The organism is Sphingobium sp. CFD-2 (genome assembly GCF_024611135.1).
Taxonomy (GTDB): domain Bacteria; phylum Pseudomonadota; class Alphaproteobacteria; order Sphingomonadales; family Sphingomonadaceae; genus Sphingobium; species Sphingobium fuliginis.
Genome location: NZ_CP084405.1, coordinates 20,666 through 35,452, shown reverse-complemented (window position 1 = coordinate 35,452; position 14,787 = coordinate 20,666). Strand labels below are relative to the sequence as shown.

Here is a 14,787-nt window from a genome sequence, read left to right as displayed (position 1 = left end):
GGAGGAACGTTTGTCACTTAAGGAATTGGCTGCGTTAGAATTATCTCTCGAAGACGCTGAACTCATCGAGGCTGCTACGGCGGCGGCGATTAAGGAGCTCGCCAAGCACATCCAAGTGCCGGCCGAAACTCGGCACCGCTCGAATGGCATGATGGACATGATGGTGGCGCGCCCGAGCGGAAACGTCGCTTGGTCATTCCACATCAACAACCTAGTACGAGCCAATCCGATAAGCCCAACGGCGATCACCGCTGGCGTTGCCACGTATGCTTTGGCAGCCGCTGCCGGCACATTACTTGCCTTCATTGTCGCGGTGACAACTCTTGCTTTCCGTTCGGTCAATCGAGCAGAAGCTATGACGCTCCATCTCATTCACCGCATTGCTCGCGATGATGGCACATTCCTTTTGGAGGACGTCATTGGAGCCGCTGATCAACTCCGAGAGGAATACGGGCTGATCAAGAACAGCCAGACAGACATAGAATCCTACGTGGCTGAGCTCTTGCGGGCGGGATGCGTCAGCGAGATTTATAACGGGTACAGGGTAGAGGAACGGATCTTGATCACACCCTTTTAAGCCGTTCGAAACTTACCTTGCGGACGTTCGGTTGGGCCTGCGGGTAAGACCCCTACCGCCAAACGAGACATATCTTTGCAACACAGATGCAACATGAAGCCTGAAACCCACAGAAAACCGTACCATCTTGGGGGACTCTGACTCCGTCAATCAAGGTTCGAATCCTTGTCGGGCATCCACACTTTCCTAAAAATCACGGGACACACGGCAAGGCCTGGGGCACTTTGGGCTCCAAAGACGCCGCGCCCGATCACCGCCTTGTCAGGAAACGGCATTCCCTGGCCAGCCGGCGCCCCATGTCCCATGCCGGCCTATAGACAGCCATGCCCTTGCGAAGCTGTTCGCACGACATGTTGAGCCCACCGGCATAGACGATGGCCACGGTACGCCCATAGGCGTCGCGCGCCACGGGAACGATGGTGATGGGATCGCGCAAAGCGTGCTTCAGGCTTTCCTTGCTCCGGCGCGAACTGTCCTCCGGGCAGGTCTTGCCCTTGCGGCAACGGCCGACAATGTCGGGGGCTTCGATGCCGATCAGCCGGATCGGCTCGCCATTCACGCGCAGCATGCCGCCATCGACCACCGTCAGGGCGGACGCCAGGAACAGGGCGCCGATCATTCCCTCAACCTCGGACCGGGAAGGGAAACGCCCAGGCTAGCAATCATGTCCTCTCCCCATCGTCCTTGCCCCGCGCGGGACAGTGGTCCCATCGCCCGGAGCCGTTGCAGGAACCTGCGGGGGAAATGGTGCCAGACTCCCGCCGTCCACGACCTTGGGAAAGCTGGCGCCGGCACGGGAGCGACCTCTACGGGCCCCTCACCGACTGCCTCCATTCTCCACCGGAGACCTGTCCCCATTGCGTATGTTTACGCATTCATAATTGATCCTCCAACCTATTTTGCCTTTCTCCGCGAATATGTATCGCTTTGATACAGAATGGTAAAATATCCGATCCGACGCCATATGACTTCCGACATATAGGGCGGCCCGGGCATGCAGATGTCATGGCGCATCGCCGCCGCCCGGGATTTTCGCCGGCGCGTCGGGGCAGGGCGCGATACAGGATATAGATCGTCCGCTATTGGACGCCGTTGCCAACGCAATAAGCAATAATGGGCAAGCATTACCCATTTTCCCAAATTGTCCCCGATGGCCGGTCCAGATTAAATTCCCGCGATGAGATCAAGCGCCCATGCAAAGCCTGCAATGGGCGCAGTCTGTCGGGGAGGAGAGGATGCGCCCTGCATGGACATTCCTGCCGCTCCCCTGGGCTCTCTGCATCGCCCTGACGCCGGCGGATGCGCAAGACGTCCGCCCGGATGAAGCGGTCCAAACGGCCCTGCTGGAAACACCCTTCGACCTCCGCGCCATGACGCCGGAACCGCCCGAGACCGGCAACAGGGTCCAGGGGCCGGCCGATCCGCGCATCCCGCCTCCTCCCGATCCCGTCATGGAAGGGCGTTACCATTCGCTGGGCAGCCGCATCGGCGCCGCCAGATGGGAGACTATCGGCCTGTTCGCCTATATCACCGCGACGCAGGCCTATTGGACCGACGGCACGACCCATTTCCATTTCAAGGATGAGGGCTGGTTCGGCAAGAACACCCATAATCTGGGCATCGATAAGCTGACCCACGCCTTCAACGCCTATCTCTTCGCTGAATTTCTGGGCGCGCGGATCGCCCGCAGGACTCATGACCGGGCGCGGGCGGCGGCGCCCGCGGCGCTGCTTTCCATGGGCCTCATGCTCTATGGCGAGCTGTGGGACGCGCATAAGAAGGACAGCGGCTTTTCGATACAGGACGTGGTCTTCAACAGCGGCGGCGCGGCCTTCTCGGTGCTCCGCCACACCGTGCCGGGGCTGGAGGAGAAGCTGGATTTCCGCCTGCTGATGATGCCCAATTCAGAGGTCTACAGCTTCAAGGGAAAGCGTCATTATGAGCAGCAGCGCTTCCTTCTGGCGCTCGAACTTTCCGGTTTCAGGGGATTGCGCGACAGCCCGCTGCGCTTCGTCGAACTGCAGGTCGGCTATCGCGGCAGGAATTTCACCAATGCCGACCGCGCCGCCGGAAGAGAGCCGGAGCGCGACATCTTCTTCGGCGTCGGCCTCAACATCAAGCAGCTGTTCTTCCGCGACAGCCGCTCGCGCCTGGGCCGGGCGATCGGCAGCGGGCTCAACTATTTCCAGCTTCCCTATACCGCCGCCTATTTCCATTGACGGGCAAGGGAAGCTGGAAGAGCGAACGGGGCGGATGCGCGCAGGCTGACCCGCGCCGCATCGAACCGCCCGGCCGCTCCTCCAGACTCCGCATCGCGCAACGCCATCCGGGGGGAAGGACGGCGCTCAGCGCGACGCAATCAGGACCGGCCTGTCGCCGTCGGCCTGCGCCATCGTCCGGGCGCGGTGGTCGGTGCGCAGCCGGCGCAACATGGCGTCGCGTTCCAGCGCGTCGCTGGCGACGACGATCCAGGCTTCGAACCGGGACGAGGCGGCGATCTGCGGCGGCAGGGGCGTCAGCCGTCCCATCCGCTTCACCGCCCGCAGCGATATGCTGTCGACGGCGGGCGACGATGAAGGCTGGGCCAGCGAGACGGCTTGCGGCCGCCCCTCCCCGTCCAGACGGAATTCGACGCGGGTATAGCCGGTCGCATCCCGGTCGAAATTCTGATCGGCGGCGCGGCGGATGCTGCCGGTCAGCCGGGTCGCGGTCCGGCTCTGCCATTTTTCAAGGGTCATCTCCTTTTCGGGAGAGGCAATGACGGTCAGCTGGTCACCGGGCTGTCTGGCGCTAACCCCTGTCGACAGCAGCAGGGACGAGCAAAGCACCAAATATCTGGCACGCATAAGGGCCTCCTCTGCCAGGATAATGATGTCGTGGATTGCGGCTGCGGCTGTGTCTGACCGGCCGAAAGCAGCGCGAAGCTATATATTACAAAATCGATCCTGCTGGTAATGAATATAAACCAGCAATCTCATCGACATGCATAATATTTCACGATTGTGTCTTTGCGCCGGCATGGCCGCATGGCTGCCGGTGGCACGGCGGGGATGCGGGCCAACCCGTTGTCGTTGATCAGTTTTGGTGAACGGGACCGAAGCTCGCGGCGGCGACTCGGCCTTTCCCCGGACGTACCGTCACCCCGAGCCGCTCCACAATATCCGTCCAGCCCGCCATCGCCCTCTCCAGGCTGAACGCTTCGATCCTGTTGCCCGACAGGATGGCGCTGGCGGGTTCGATCTGGCCCAGCAGCGCATCCGCCATGGCCGTCGCATCCGCCGGGTCGACCAGCCGCCCGAACCGCCCGCCATCCAGCAGATCGGCCGCATTGCCCGCCGTGCGGGAGGCGACCACGGGAACGCCCACGGCCATCGCCTCCAGCAGCACATTGGGCGATCCTTCCCACCAGCTCGGCAGGACGAAGGCGTCGGCATGCGCCAGCCAGGGAAAGACGTTCGCCACCACGCCGGGCAGCGCCAGATCGTCCGCCATGCCCAGCCTGCGCGCCTGCTCCATCAGCCGGTCGCGCATCCGGTCCCGGCTCTCGCCCAGGATGATGAGCCGCGCCCGCCGGCTTTGCCGCAAGGTGGCGAAGGCGCGCAGCAGCGTCTCGAAATTCTTCTGCTTCGCCAGCCGGCCGATGGCGAGGATGACCGGCGCATCCTCGGTCATCCAGCCATGGGGCGCCGGACCTTCCGCCCTTGCGCGCGCCGCGGCGGCGTCGATGCCGTTGGGAATGACCGCGACCCGCCCCTCGCGCGCCGCGGCCGCGAAGGCCGGCGCGGCGGCCAGCGTCGGCGACACCAGCACGACCCGGTCGGCGTCGGCGGCGATCAGGCGGGTCATGATCCGCCGCTCCCACCCCGCCGATCCGCCATGCGGGGCGCCCGGAACGGCACGCACCATGTCGTTGCTGATGCGATAGACGCGGCGCAGGCCGCCAAGCCCCCTGCTGGCCGCCCAGGCGACGAAATGACCGTGATTGCCGGCAGAGATCAGCAGGCCCGGCGCGCGCCGCCGCAAATGGCGGCGCAGCGCGTGGATCGCGATCAGCTTTTCGATCAGGCGGGAGGCATGGCTCCGCTGGAGCAGCGCATGGTGGCGCACGCCCGGAACGCCCTCCCCACCGGGCGCGGCCGTCACCAGTTCCACCTGATGGCCGCGCTCTGCCAGGGCGGCCGCCAGCAGCCGCGCATTGCGCACCACGCCGGTCGCCGCCAGGGCGTGGACGTAGAGGACGATCACCGCCGCGCCTCCGTTTCGATGGCGCGGGCCGTGCGCCAGCGTCGATCGGGCAAACGGTCGAGATGATGGCGGTATAATGCGCCCATGCGTCCGGTCCCGACGCCTCGCCCGCTGACAAGTTGCACAATGTCCGTGCCGGGGTTCCAGTTCCCCTCGATCAGCGCCGGTCCCTGCGCGGTCAGGCCGATGTCCCAGCCGATGACCGCGAAGCCCTCGCTAAAGCGCCGGTGCGCGGCCAGCGCCAGGGCCTCCGCCGCATCCCGGTCGGGAAGCATCATGCCTTCAAGCCTCGCACCGGTGGCGGGGTGCCGGCCCGGACGAACCCGTCCCATGCCTCCGCGCCACGCAGCGCCGCAGCGCCCCGCATCGTCCACCGCCAGCACCAGATTGCCCGCATTGAAATTGTCGACCGGCCGCCCCTCCCCCGCCGACAGGCGCAAGGCCAGCGCGCAGGCCTCCGGCGCGCCCCGCTCATCAAGGACGGTCACGACACGCAGGGTCGGCAGCGCGCCGGGCGACACCGGCTCCAGCGCCGGATGGGTGGCGAGCCGCTGCTGGATGACGCCGCCCCGCGCCCATTGCCGATGCAGCCGGGCGAGCAGCGCCGTTTCGGACAGGCGGCCATGACCGCCGCGCCAGCGGTCCCCGTCCCGGACGAAACGCTCCACGCCCCGCCCCCTGGACGTGTAGCTGGGCTTGGCGATGATGTCATGATGGCGGCCCAGCCATTGCGCCAGCGCCTCCCGCTCCGGATCGTGGCTGTCCGGCGCGGGCAGGCCCGCCTCCCGCACCAGCCGGGCGAACAGGCGCTTGTTCTTGAGCGGGTTGGCGGCAAGCGGAAAGGCGCCCGGATTGAGCAGCCGGTGCAGCCCCTTGCGGTCGCGCATCGACAGGCCCTGGGCGCGCGCGGCTTCGCTCAGCATCGCCCGCTCGGCGCGGCTCCAGCCGCCCTGCCCCGCCTCCGCCAACAACCGCGCAAGGACCCGTCGGCTCAGGCTCCAATGGCTGCGCAGCCCCCGGTGATAGGCGGCCATCAGCTCATTGTCGCCCGGTCCGGCGGGCAGGGCGCGCAGGGTGAACAAGGCGGCTACTCCGCCGCCTGCGCCACCGTCATGCGGGCGTCCAGCAGTTCCGCCGCGACGGCGCGGGTGCGGCTGTTGTCGACGTCGATGGCGACCGCGCCGTCGCTCAGGATCACCGGCGCGATGGTCATGCCGAACCGCCGGGAAAAGCGGGCGAAGGTCTCCGCCAGCGTGCCGATGCCAAGGCGGAAACGGACGAGATTCAGGAAACCGAAGGCGTTGACGATGCGCATCGGATGCTTGACGAACTGCCCCCCCGACCGGAATGTCTCCGCGGCCGTCAGGGCTGCGCGGTCCTTCAGCCAATAGCTGTTGCAGTTGGAATAGCTGCCCTCGGCAAAGCGGTAGAATTTGCGCTGCCCCTCCGGATGGGCGGCCAGCACGGACTCGCGCCGGGCGAAGGCGACCGCCGCGTCGGTTCCCGGCGTCCCGCATTGGCCCAGCATGTCGGCCACCGCTTCGGGCGTCAGCAGCACATTGTCGGCGGTGGTGATGAACAGCGGGAACTGCGCGCCCTGCGCGGCGGCAAGGATGCTGTCGACCAGATTGGGCCGCGCGGCCACCGGCATCATCCGGCCGCTGTCGAGCAGGCGGCGCAGCAGCGGTACGCCCGCCAGCACTTCGGGATCTTCGATGGCGACGCGGATCTCCCCGATCCCGTCGCTTGCCGCCAGTGCCGCGGCCACATGGGTCAGCATCGGGCTGCCGGCGACGGGCGCCAGGCATTTGTGCGACACGCCCGCCTCCAGCGCCAGCGGATCGGTCAGGCCGTCGCGCCTGCCCGCCAGGATCAATGCCGTCGTCATGCCGCCGCCCGGTCCGGCACGTCGGCCGACAGCCCCTGCCGCAACAGCCCCTGCCGCAACAGGCTGTGCGCGACGATGGTCTCGACCAGCGCGGGATGATCCACGCCCAGCGAACGGGCGGAACGCGAAATGGTCTTCTTCGACCAGAGATTGCAGGACAGGTTCAGTTCCATGAACAGCAGCGCATCGGTCGCCGGATCGTAGCGGAACTCGAACCGGCCATAGTCGAACGGCCAGAATTCGGGCAGCAGGCGGCGGGTCAAATCCTCCAGCCGCTCGCGCAGGTCGCGATCCTCGACCAGCACCAGCGGATCGTCGCCCGCATCCACCAAGCCGCGCTTTTCCTCATAGCTGCGCTCGCGATGCGGGTCGGCGGGGACGTACATCATCGGCGGCAGCACCCAGGGGGCGTTGCCGCTGCCGCCCACCACCGGCACCGCCACATCCAGCAGCGGAGCCCAGGCCTCCACCAGCACGTCATGGCCCAGGTCGAACAGACGATCGGCATGGACCAGCGCCTCGGCCCAGCCGTCAACCATGGCCAGCCCCCAGGAGGCGGAGGATGCGTTCGGCTTCACCACCAGCCGCTCGGCCGCGAAAGCGGGGCCGCCGGGCAGGCCGCCGCGCCGGAAGAGCTGCGCCTTCATGGTCGGCACGCCGCGGGCGCGCGCGATCAGCTTGCTCAGATATTTGTCGTCCGACACGCCGCGCACGATCGGGCTGGCGCCCAGAAAGGGGACGTCGCGCCACGACAGCAGCAGGGGCGCCAGCATCTCGCTGTTCTGGAAGCCGCCGCGATTGAGCAGGGTGACGACGAAATCGGCATCGGGCCGTTCGAACAGGGCATCATAGCGGCTGGCGGCGGCGACATGGAGGCCGATGCCCTCCAGCGTGGAGCGCATCTCATGATGGTAGATGGCGTGATTGCCGTCCACTGCGTCCGGCCGCCCGCCCGCGCAGGCATGTTTGGCAAGGAAAAGGACGCGCAGCCGCGCCTTGTCGGCGGCCGGAATGCGCATGCAGCGGTCGGGGCTGGTCGTCATGCCACGACTGCTAACGCGGCTGCATGACGGCGCCTTGACGCTGGAGTTACGGCAGAGCGTCGGTCAGGAGACGATAGGATGACGGGCGCATGACCGCTTTATTTCACCCCGCCAAAGCGGCAGGTCCCGCATGGCTGCGCAATCAGGAAGATGCGACATCAAGTCGCCGCGATGCCCAGCCCCACCGCTTCCGCCACCTTGATGCCGTCGATGGCCGCGGAAAGGATGCCGCCCGCATAGCCTGCCCCCTCGCCCGCCGGATAAAGCCCCGCGACATTCAGGCTCTGGAAGTCCCTGCCCCGCGTGATGCGGATGGGGGAGGAGGTGCGCGTCTCCACCCCCGTCATCACCGCGTCCGGATGGTCGTAGCGCGCGATCTGCCGGCCGAAGACCGGGATCGCCTCGCGGAACGCCTCCAGCACGAATTCGGGAAGGCAGCGCGACAGGTCGGTCAGGGTCACGCCCGGCTTGTAGGAAGGGACGACCTCCCCCAACCCGGTCGAGGCGCGGCCGGCAAGGAAATCGCCCACCTTCTGCCCCGGCGCATGATAGCTTTCGCCGCCCGCGACGAAGGCCATGCTTTCCCAATGGCGCTGCAATTCGATCCCCGCCAGCGGCCCGCCGGGATAGTCCCGTTCCGGATCGATGCCGACGACCAGCCCTGAATTGGCGTTGAACTCGGCCCGCGAATATTGGCTCATGCCGTTGGTGACGACGCGCCCCTCCTCGGACGTCGCGGCCACCACCCGCCCGCCGGGGCACATGCAGAAGCTGTAGACCGTCCGCCCATTGGCGCAATGATGGGCCAGGCTGTAGGCCGCCGCCCCCAGCACCGGATGCCCCGCGCAACTGCCGTAGCGCGCCCGGTCGATCCAGCTTTGCGGATGCTCGATCCGCACGCCGATGGAAAAGGGCTTCGCCTCGATATGCACGCCCCGGCGGTGGAGCATCTCGAAGGTGGGCCGGGCGCTGTGGCCCACCGCCAGCACGACATGGTCCGCCTCGATGAAGCCGCCATCCGCCAGATGCAGCCCGCGCAGCTTTTGCGTGCCGTCCGCCTGCCGCTCCAGCTCCAGTTCGTCGACCCGGTGCCGCCATCGATATTCGCCGCCCAGCCCCTCGATCTGCCGCCGCATCGCTTCCACCATGGAAACCAGCCGGAAGGTGCCGATATGCGGATGCGCCTCGGTCAGGATGTCGTCGGGCGCACCGGCCGCGACGAATTCCTCCAGCACCTTGCGGCCCAGGAAGCGCGGGTCCTTGACGCGGCAATAAAGCTTGCCGTCGGAAAAGGTGCCGGCCCCGCCCTCTCCGAACTGCACATTGCTGTCGGGGTTGAGTTCGGCCCGCCGCCAGAGGCCCCAGGTATCCTTGGTCCGTTCCCGCACCACCTTGCCCCGGTCGAGGATGATCGGCCGGAAGCCCATTTGCGCGAGGATGAGGCCGGCGAACAGCCCGCACGGACCCGCGCCGATCACGACGGGGCGCTTGCCCGACCAGCCCGGCGGCGCATTGGCCACGAATTTATAACCGGTGTCCGGGCGCGGGCGGACGTCATGATCCTTCGCGAAGCGCGCCAGCACGCCCGCCTCGTCGGCCAGCTCGACATCGACGGTATAGACGAGCTGGATCGCATTCTTCCGCCGCGCATCATTGCCCCGGCGCACGACGACATGGGCCAGCAATTCCTGCGGTTCGAGGCCCAGCCGCTCGCAAATGGCGGCGGGCATCGCCCCGGCGGGATGGTCGAGGGGCAGTTTCAGTCCGGAAAGGCGCAACATCCGCCTGCCCCTAAACCTATTACCGAGTCGGCTCCAGTGCTCCTTAGATTATCTCTCCCATTGTCGTTCCCGCGAAGGCGGGAACCCATCTCCCATAAGAATAGACGGGATGCCGCGTCGGAGATGGATTAGCTTTGCTGAACTGCGTTTCCCGCCTTCGCGGGAATGACGCTTGAATTAGAACCGGGCGCGCACCCCGCCATAGAAGGCGCGCCGTTCGATGGGATAAAAGGCGACGCTGCCTTCATTCGCCACAGTCGCCGGATTGTCCGGCACATAGCGAACCACCGCGCTGATGTCGCCCACGGCCCGCTCGCCGGTCAGGTTGCGCGCATCGAGGAACAGGGTCAGCCCCTTCCGCACTTCCGCCTGCGCTCCCAGGTTCAGCGTCGCGTAATCGCCCACCCGCTTCGTGTTGGCATAGTCCACCCAGGCACCCTGCGGCAGCCACTCGACGGCGGGCGAAATGCTCAGCCGCTCCGTCCCCAGCTTCAGTTCCGCCCGATAGAAATGGCGCGGCACCACCGGCAGGCGGTTGTTCCCGAACTGCGCATCGCCCCGGAAGCGGAAATCGCTATATTGATAGACTTGCCGCAGCGTCGCCCAAGGCGTCAGCGTCAGGTCCAGTCCTGCCTCGACGCCCTGATGGCGCGTGCGGCCCGCATTGAAGGTCGCCGCCGGAATGGCGCTGTCGCCCGCGCCATATTGCAGCATCTCGCCGCGAAGATCGGCCCGGTAGATGCTGATGTCCCAACGGGCCATGCCCAGCGTCCCGCGAGTGCCGATCTCCGCTGTCCATGCCTTTTGCGGCTGGAGCGGGACGAAGCCGACGGCCAGCGTATCGAACTGCGTCTGGCCAAGCTCGATAAAGCCCGGCAATTCCACCGACCGGCTGTAGTTCGCATAGAATTGCACCGCCTGCGCCGGCTCCACGAGCAGCCCGAATTTCGGCGCAAAGGCGTCAAAGGACGCATCCCCGCTCCGCGCCGGAGCGAAGCGGTTGTCCAGCCGCCGCTCGCCATGGGTGTAGATGCCGCCCGCGATCAGCCAGAGCCCTGCAAGCGGCGCGATCCGCGCCTCGCCATAGCTGTTGATCGTCTGCGCCCGCGCCTTCTGATAGGATGTCGGCGCCCCCGCCCTGCCGTTCACATTGACGAACTGCCGGAACCGGCCCTGCCCGAAACGCGCCTGCGTGCCCAGCGTCAGCCCGACCGGCATCCCGCCAAGGTCACCAGCCAGGTCGAGGCTGGCAAAGACCCCGCGATCCTCCGATTTCTGGTCCACGACCTGATAGATCGGATGATCCAGCGCCTTGGCGTTATAATAGACGCCGAACGCCAGCTCCCCGCCATCCAGCGCCACCGTGGTGCGGTTCTGCAAGCGGATCGAATCGATGTTGCGTGCCTGATCGCCGGTAAAATTGCCCTTCGCCGGATGATCCAGCGCATCGCTTTCATTAAGCGCGCCGGGCAACTTCTGCCGGATCGTCTGCACGCTGGCATAGAAGCGCGTTTCGACCCGCTCACTGAGTTTCAGCCCGACATTGCCGTTGAAGCGCAGCGCCCTGCGCCGTCCATGGTCGCGGTCGCCGTCGGACCGGTCGGCGGTCACCGCGGCCCAGGCGTCGCCCCGCGCGCCGGCATGGCCATAGGCCGCCTTCGCCCGCAACGTGTCGAACGACCCGCCGTCGACCCGCATCTCCACGCCCGGCGCCGTGCGCCCGGTCGGCGTCACCGCATTGATCGCCCCGCCCAGCGTCGACCCGCCCAGCCGCAGCGCATTGCCGCCGCGATAGACCTCCAGATGCTGGAAGACCTGCGGGTCCAGTTCCTGGAAGTCGCCATTGTCGTCGGCCATGTTGATCGGGATGCCATCCTGCAACAGCGTCAGCCCGCGCATATGATAGCCGCGCGACAGGCCCGACCCGCGAATGGAGATGCGCACCTCCTGCCCGAAGCGCGGCTGGGTGTAGACGCCGGGCGAGAAGCTCAGCGCATCGCGCAGGGAGATGGCGAGCCTGTCCTCGAAATCCCCGGCCGACACCACGTCGACGCCGCCGGGGGTGCGGACGACTTTCGCCGCGGCTTCCTCCACCACGGGGCTGGCGGTGACGATGATCCGGCTCTGCTCGGCCTCCTCGGCCAAAGCGGGAGCGGACAGGGAACAGGCAAGCGCGCACAGCGAGACGCCGCGCGAAACGGAAAAGACTGGCATGAAATGATAACCTTACTGAAAAATCGCGGAAAATGGCGGATTTTCAGAAGGCGGGCGGCCCCGAGGAGGGCGGCGGCGGCGCGGCCAGCCGCGCGATCAGCCCTATCTTGAGCGCGAAGGCGATGGGCCCGAAACCAAGCTGCCAGGCGGGCAGGGGCAGATCGGCCAGAGCCAGCGGCGGAACCAGCGGCTGCACCGATGCGGCAAAGGGGCAATGCTGCTGCCCCGGCGCACCGTCGTCCGGACGATGCCGGCCCGACTCGCCATGCCGGTCGAAGGCGCCCCGGTCGACCACGACATTGACCGCGCCCTGCCCGGTGCAGAGCGTCACGACGACGCCCCGTTCGGTCCGCACCGGCATGAAGCCCGAAGGCGCGACAAGCTGGATCGCGAGGACGAGCAGGGCCAGCGCGGCCAGCAGGCCCCTTGCCGATTCCGATCGTCTGACTGCCCCCATCATGGCCCAGGCCCTAGCGGCGACGGCCTGCCCTGTCACTAGGACAAAAGGGCCAGGGGCCGCACACTCACCTTGACGTAAACGTAAAGCACCGTTACATCAGCCGGCATGGACAAACACACCAGTATCGCCGGTATCGAACTGCCCGATCACAGCGACCGGCAGTCTTATACCATCACCGACCTGTCGGAAGAATTCGGCGTCACCGCCCGCGCCCTGCGCTTCTACGAGGATGAAGGGCTGATCGCCCCGGAACGGCAGGGCCTCGCCCGCATCTATTCGCGCCGCGACCGCGCCCGCCTGGCCTGGATATTGCGCGGCAAGCGGGTCGGCTTCAGCCTGTCCGACATACGCGAGATGATCGACCTCTATGACGCCGACGAGGAGCATGAGGAACAGCGCCGCGTCACCATAGAAAAGTGCAGGGCGCGCATCGACCTGCTCACGCGGCAGAAGGACGACATCGACGCCGCCATAGCGGAACTCTCGCAGTTCGTGACCGTCCTCGACAGATAATCCCCCACCAGAACAGAACCGTCCGGAGAAGATCATGCCCAGCTATACCGCCCCCGTCCGCGACACCCGCTTCGTGCTCGATCACATCGTGGGGCTGGACCGCTACACCAACCTCCCCGGCTTCGAAAATGCGTCCGCGGACCTGGTCGACGCGATCCTGACCGAAGGCGGCAGGATCGCCGCCGAAGTCCTCTTCCCCCTGAACGCCGTGGGCGACAGGGAAGGCTGCACCCGCCACCCCGACGGCAGCGTCACCACCCCGACCGGCTTCAAGGCGGCCTATGACGCCTATGTCGAGGGCGGCTGGACCACGCTGCACGCACCGGCCGAATATGGCGGCCAGGGCCTGCCCCATGTCGTCGCCACGGCGGTCAGCGAATATATCCTCTCGGCCAATCACAGCTTCGAAATGTATCATGGCCTGACCAGCGGGGCCGTGGCCGCCCTGCTCGCCAAGGGTAGCGAGGAACAGAAGCGGAAATATCTGCCCAATATGGTGTCGGGCAAATGGACCGGGACGATGAACCTGACGGAGCCGCATGCCGGCACCGACCTTGGCCTCATCAAGACCAAGGCGGTTCCGAACGCCGACGGCAGCTACGCGATCAGCGGCACCAAGATCTTCATTTCCGCGGGCGAGCATGACCTTGCCGAAAACATCATCCACCTCGTCCTCGCCAAGACCCCCGGCGCGCCGGACAGCAGCAAGGGCATTTCGCTGTTCGTGGTGCCCAAGTTCCTGGTGAACGAGGATGGATCGCTGGGGCAGCGCAACGCGGTCTCCTGCGGATCGCTCGAACACAAGATGGGCATTCACGGCAACGCCACCTGCGTCATGAACTATGACGGGGCCACCGGATGGCTGGTGGGCGAGGAGAACAAGGGCCTGGCCGCCATGTTCATCATGATGAACGCCGCGCGGCTGGGCGTCGGCCTGCAGGGCCTGGGACAGGCGGAGATCGCCTATCAGAACGCCGCCCATTATGCCCATGACCGCCGTCAGGGCCGCGCCCTGACCGGCCCCAGGGACCTGGAGGAAAAGGCCGACACGCTGTTCGTCCATCCCGACGTCCGCCGCATGCTGATGGAGGCGAAGGCGCTGACCGAAGGGCTGCGCGCGCTGATGCTCTGGGGCGCGCTCCAGGTCGACCTTTCCCATCAGGCCGCCACCGAAGAGGAACGCCAGGCCGCCGACGATCTGGTGCAACTGCTGACCCCCGTGATCAAGGGCTATGGCACGGACAAGGGCTTCGACGTCACCGTCATGGCGCAGCAGGTGTTCGGCGGCCATGGCTACATCTGGGAAAATGGCGTCGAACAATATGTCCGCGACGTCCGCATCGCCCAGATCTACGAAGGCACCAACGGCGTGCAGGCGATGGATCTGGTCGGGCGCAAGCTGCCGATGAACGGCGGCCGCGCGCTTCAGGCCTTCCTGAAGGTCGTCGCGGATGAAGTGGCGCAGGCCAAGGGTGACGAGAAGCTCGCCGGCCTTGCCGAGGCACTGGAAAAGGCGAGCGGCCAGCTTGGCGCGGCGACCATGTGGCTGATGCAGAATGCGATGAAGAACCCCGACAATGCCGGGGCGGGGGCGGTGCACTATATGCACATATTGGGCATCGTTGCGACCGGCCTGATGTGGCTTCGCATGGGCAAGGCCGCAGCGGCCCTGCTGGCGGCGGGGGAAGGCGACGCGAAATTCCTGGAAGCCAAGCTGGTGACCGCCCGCTTCTTCGCGGAACGCATCATGCCCGACGCCGGCGCGCTCCGCCGCAAGATCGAGGGCGGCGCCGACAGCCTGATGGCGCTCGACCCGGATATGTTCCTGGCGGCCTGACCGCCGGGGCAGGCAAGGCGCTCCATCCGGCCCAAGCCGGACGGAGCGTCCCTGCGTTCAGGCGGCGAGGGGCAGTCGTTCGGCCGGACGCCGCGCCGCCGGGGCGGCAGGGCGGGCTTCGGCCCTGGCCAGTCCGGCGACATAGCGCTCGGCAAGGACGACATCGCGGCGATAGGCGAAATATAGCGACAACAGGGAGAACATGGCGACCTCTTGATAAAAGGATTGC

The 14,787-nt window shown here is 66.4% G+C and carries 14 protein-coding genes; 4 read left to right on the top strand and 10 right to left on the bottom strand.

From position 1 onward, the window contains the following. Positions 1 to 10: 10 nt before the first annotated feature. Positions 11 to 577, top strand: a complete 567-nt coding sequence (locus LDB29_RS00170; protein WP_146001637.1) for a hypothetical protein — start codon at positions 11 to 13, stop codon at positions 575 to 577. A 250-nt stretch (positions 578 to 827) separates the two neighbouring features. On the opposite strand, the gene LDB29_RS00165 is transcribed toward LDB29_RS00170, so the two are convergent. Next, the gene (locus LDB29_RS00165) at positions 828 to 1,196 is read right to left on the bottom strand and encodes a thermonuclease family protein (RefSeq protein ID WP_025548770.1); all 369 of its coding nucleotides are present in this window, start codon (positions 1,194 to 1,196) and stop codon (positions 828 to 830) included. Between the two features lie 616 nt (positions 1,197 to 1,812). On the opposite strand from LDB29_RS00165, the gene LDB29_RS00160 reads away from it, so the two are divergent. After that, positions 1,813 to 2,796 (top strand): DUF2279 domain-containing protein, encoded by a 984-nt coding sequence (locus LDB29_RS00160; RefSeq protein WP_099186992.1) that lies wholly within the window; start codon positions 1,813 to 1,815, stop codon positions 2,794 to 2,796. Between the two features lie 126 nt (positions 2,797 to 2,922). Here the strand turns inward: LDB29_RS00160 and LDB29_RS00155 are convergent, their stop codons facing one another. From LDB29_RS00155 to LDB29_RS00120, 8 genes are all read right to left on the bottom strand, one after another. Beyond that, positions 2,923 to 3,423, bottom strand: a complete 501-nt coding sequence (locus LDB29_RS00155) for an energy transducer TonB (RefSeq protein WP_025548772.1) — start codon at positions 3,421 to 3,423, stop codon at positions 2,923 to 2,925. 229 nt (positions 3,424 to 3,652) lie between these two features. After that, positions 3,653 to 4,822 carry a glycosyltransferase gene (locus LDB29_RS00150; protein ID WP_099186232.1) on the bottom strand — a complete coding sequence of 390 codons (1,170 nt, stop codon included), beginning with the start codon at positions 4,820 to 4,822 and terminating at the stop codon, positions 3,653 to 3,655. Further along, complete coding sequence (locus tag LDB29_RS00145; RefSeq protein ID WP_025548773.1) at positions 4,819 to 5,904, bottom strand: sugar-transfer associated ATP-grasp domain-containing protein; 1,086 nt, start codon at positions 5,902 to 5,904, stop codon at positions 4,819 to 4,821. Before LDB29_RS00145 ends, LDB29_RS00150 begins: the two co-directional genes overlap by 4 nt. 5 nt (positions 5,905 to 5,909) lie before the next feature. Next, positions 5,910 to 6,710, bottom strand: coding sequence for a nucleotidyltransferase family protein (locus LDB29_RS00140; RefSeq protein WP_025548774.1), 801 nt, complete (start codon positions 6,708 to 6,710; stop codon positions 5,910 to 5,912). After that, positions 6,707 to 7,753: a phosphoribosylglycinamide synthetase gene (locus tag LDB29_RS00135; protein ID WP_025548776.1), complete on the bottom strand. Its 1,047-nt coding sequence runs from the start codon at positions 7,751 to 7,753 to the stop codon at positions 6,707 to 6,709. Before LDB29_RS00135 ends, LDB29_RS00140 begins: the two co-directional genes overlap by 4 nt. 158 nt (positions 7,754 to 7,911) lie before the next feature. Next, on the bottom strand, positions 7,912 to 9,534 hold the full coding sequence (locus LDB29_RS00130) for an NAD(P)/FAD-dependent oxidoreductase (protein ID WP_025548777.1): 1,623 nt from the start codon (positions 9,532 to 9,534) through the stop codon (positions 7,912 to 7,914). Between the two features lie 177 nt (positions 9,535 to 9,711). Continuing rightward, on the bottom strand, positions 9,712 to 11,748 hold the full coding sequence (locus LDB29_RS00125; RefSeq protein WP_025548779.1) for a TonB-dependent receptor: 2,037 nt from the start codon (positions 11,746 to 11,748) through the stop codon (positions 9,712 to 9,714). A 43-nt stretch (positions 11,749 to 11,791) separates the two neighbouring features. Next, complete coding sequence (locus LDB29_RS00120) at positions 11,792 to 12,208, bottom strand: hypothetical protein (protein WP_025548780.1); 417 nt, start codon at positions 12,206 to 12,208, stop codon at positions 11,792 to 11,794. A gap of 105 nt (positions 12,209 to 12,313) precedes the next feature. Here LDB29_RS00120 and LDB29_RS00115 point away from each other — a divergent pair, with 105 nt between their 5' ends. Further along, positions 12,314 to 12,721, top strand: coding sequence for a MerR family DNA-binding transcriptional regulator (locus tag LDB29_RS00115; protein WP_025548781.1), 408 nt, complete (start codon positions 12,314 to 12,316; stop codon positions 12,719 to 12,721). Positions 12,722 to 12,755: 34 nt separating this feature from the next. Next, positions 12,756 to 14,558: an acyl-CoA dehydrogenase C-terminal domain-containing protein gene (locus tag LDB29_RS00110; protein WP_099186233.1), complete on the top strand. Its 1,803-nt coding sequence runs from the start codon at positions 12,756 to 12,758 to the stop codon at positions 14,556 to 14,558. A gap of 57 nt (positions 14,559 to 14,615) precedes the next feature. Here LDB29_RS00110 and LDB29_RS00105 read toward each other — a convergent pair whose 3' ends face one another. Next, positions 14,616 to 14,762 carry a hypothetical protein gene (locus tag LDB29_RS00105; protein ID WP_257555602.1) on the bottom strand — a complete coding sequence of 49 codons (147 nt, stop codon included), beginning with the start codon at positions 14,760 to 14,762 and terminating at the stop codon, positions 14,616 to 14,618. Positions 14,763 to 14,787: the final 25 nt, after the last annotated feature.

Bases quoted from the DNA above. Each gene is read 5' to 3' on its own strand.
- LDB29_RS00165 (WP_025548770.1), bottom strand. From the start codon at position 1,196: ATGATCGGCGCCCTGTTCCTGGCGTCCGCCCTGACGGTGGTCGATGGC.
- LDB29_RS00160 (WP_099186992.1), top strand. From the start codon at position 1,813: ATGCGCCCTGCATGGACATTCCTGCCGCTCCCCTGGGCTCTCTGCATC.
- LDB29_RS00155 (WP_025548772.1), bottom strand. From the start codon at position 3,423: ATGCGTGCCAGATATTTGGTGCTTTGCTCGTCCCTGCTGCTGTCGACA.
- LDB29_RS00140 (WP_025548774.1), bottom strand. From the start codon at position 6,710: ATGACGACGGCATTGATCCTGGCGGGCAGGCGCGACGGCCTGACCGAT.
- LDB29_RS00135 (WP_025548776.1), bottom strand. From the start codon at position 7,753: ATGACGACCAGCCCCGACCGCTGCATGCGCATTCCGGCCGCCGACAAG.
- LDB29_RS00130 (WP_025548777.1), bottom strand. From the start codon at position 9,534: ATGTTGCGCCTTTCCGGACTGAAACTGCCCCTCGACCATCCCGCCGGG.
- LDB29_RS00125 (WP_025548779.1), bottom strand. From the start codon at position 11,748: ATGCCAGTCTTTTCCGTTTCGCGCGGCGTCTCGCTGTGCGCGCTTGCC.
- LDB29_RS00120 (WP_025548780.1), bottom strand. From the start codon at position 12,208: ATGATGGGGGCAGTCAGACGATCGGAATCGGCAAGGGGCCTGCTGGCC.
- LDB29_RS00115 (WP_025548781.1), top strand. From the start codon at position 12,314: ATGGACAAACACACCAGTATCGCCGGTATCGAACTGCCCGATCACAGC.
- LDB29_RS00110 (WP_099186233.1), top strand. From the start codon at position 12,756: ATGCCCAGCTATACCGCCCCCGTCCGCGACACCCGCTTCGTGCTCGAT.
- LDB29_RS00105 (WP_257555602.1), bottom strand. From the start codon at position 14,762: ATGTTCTCCCTGTTGTCGCTATATTTCGCCTATCGCCGCGATGTCGTC.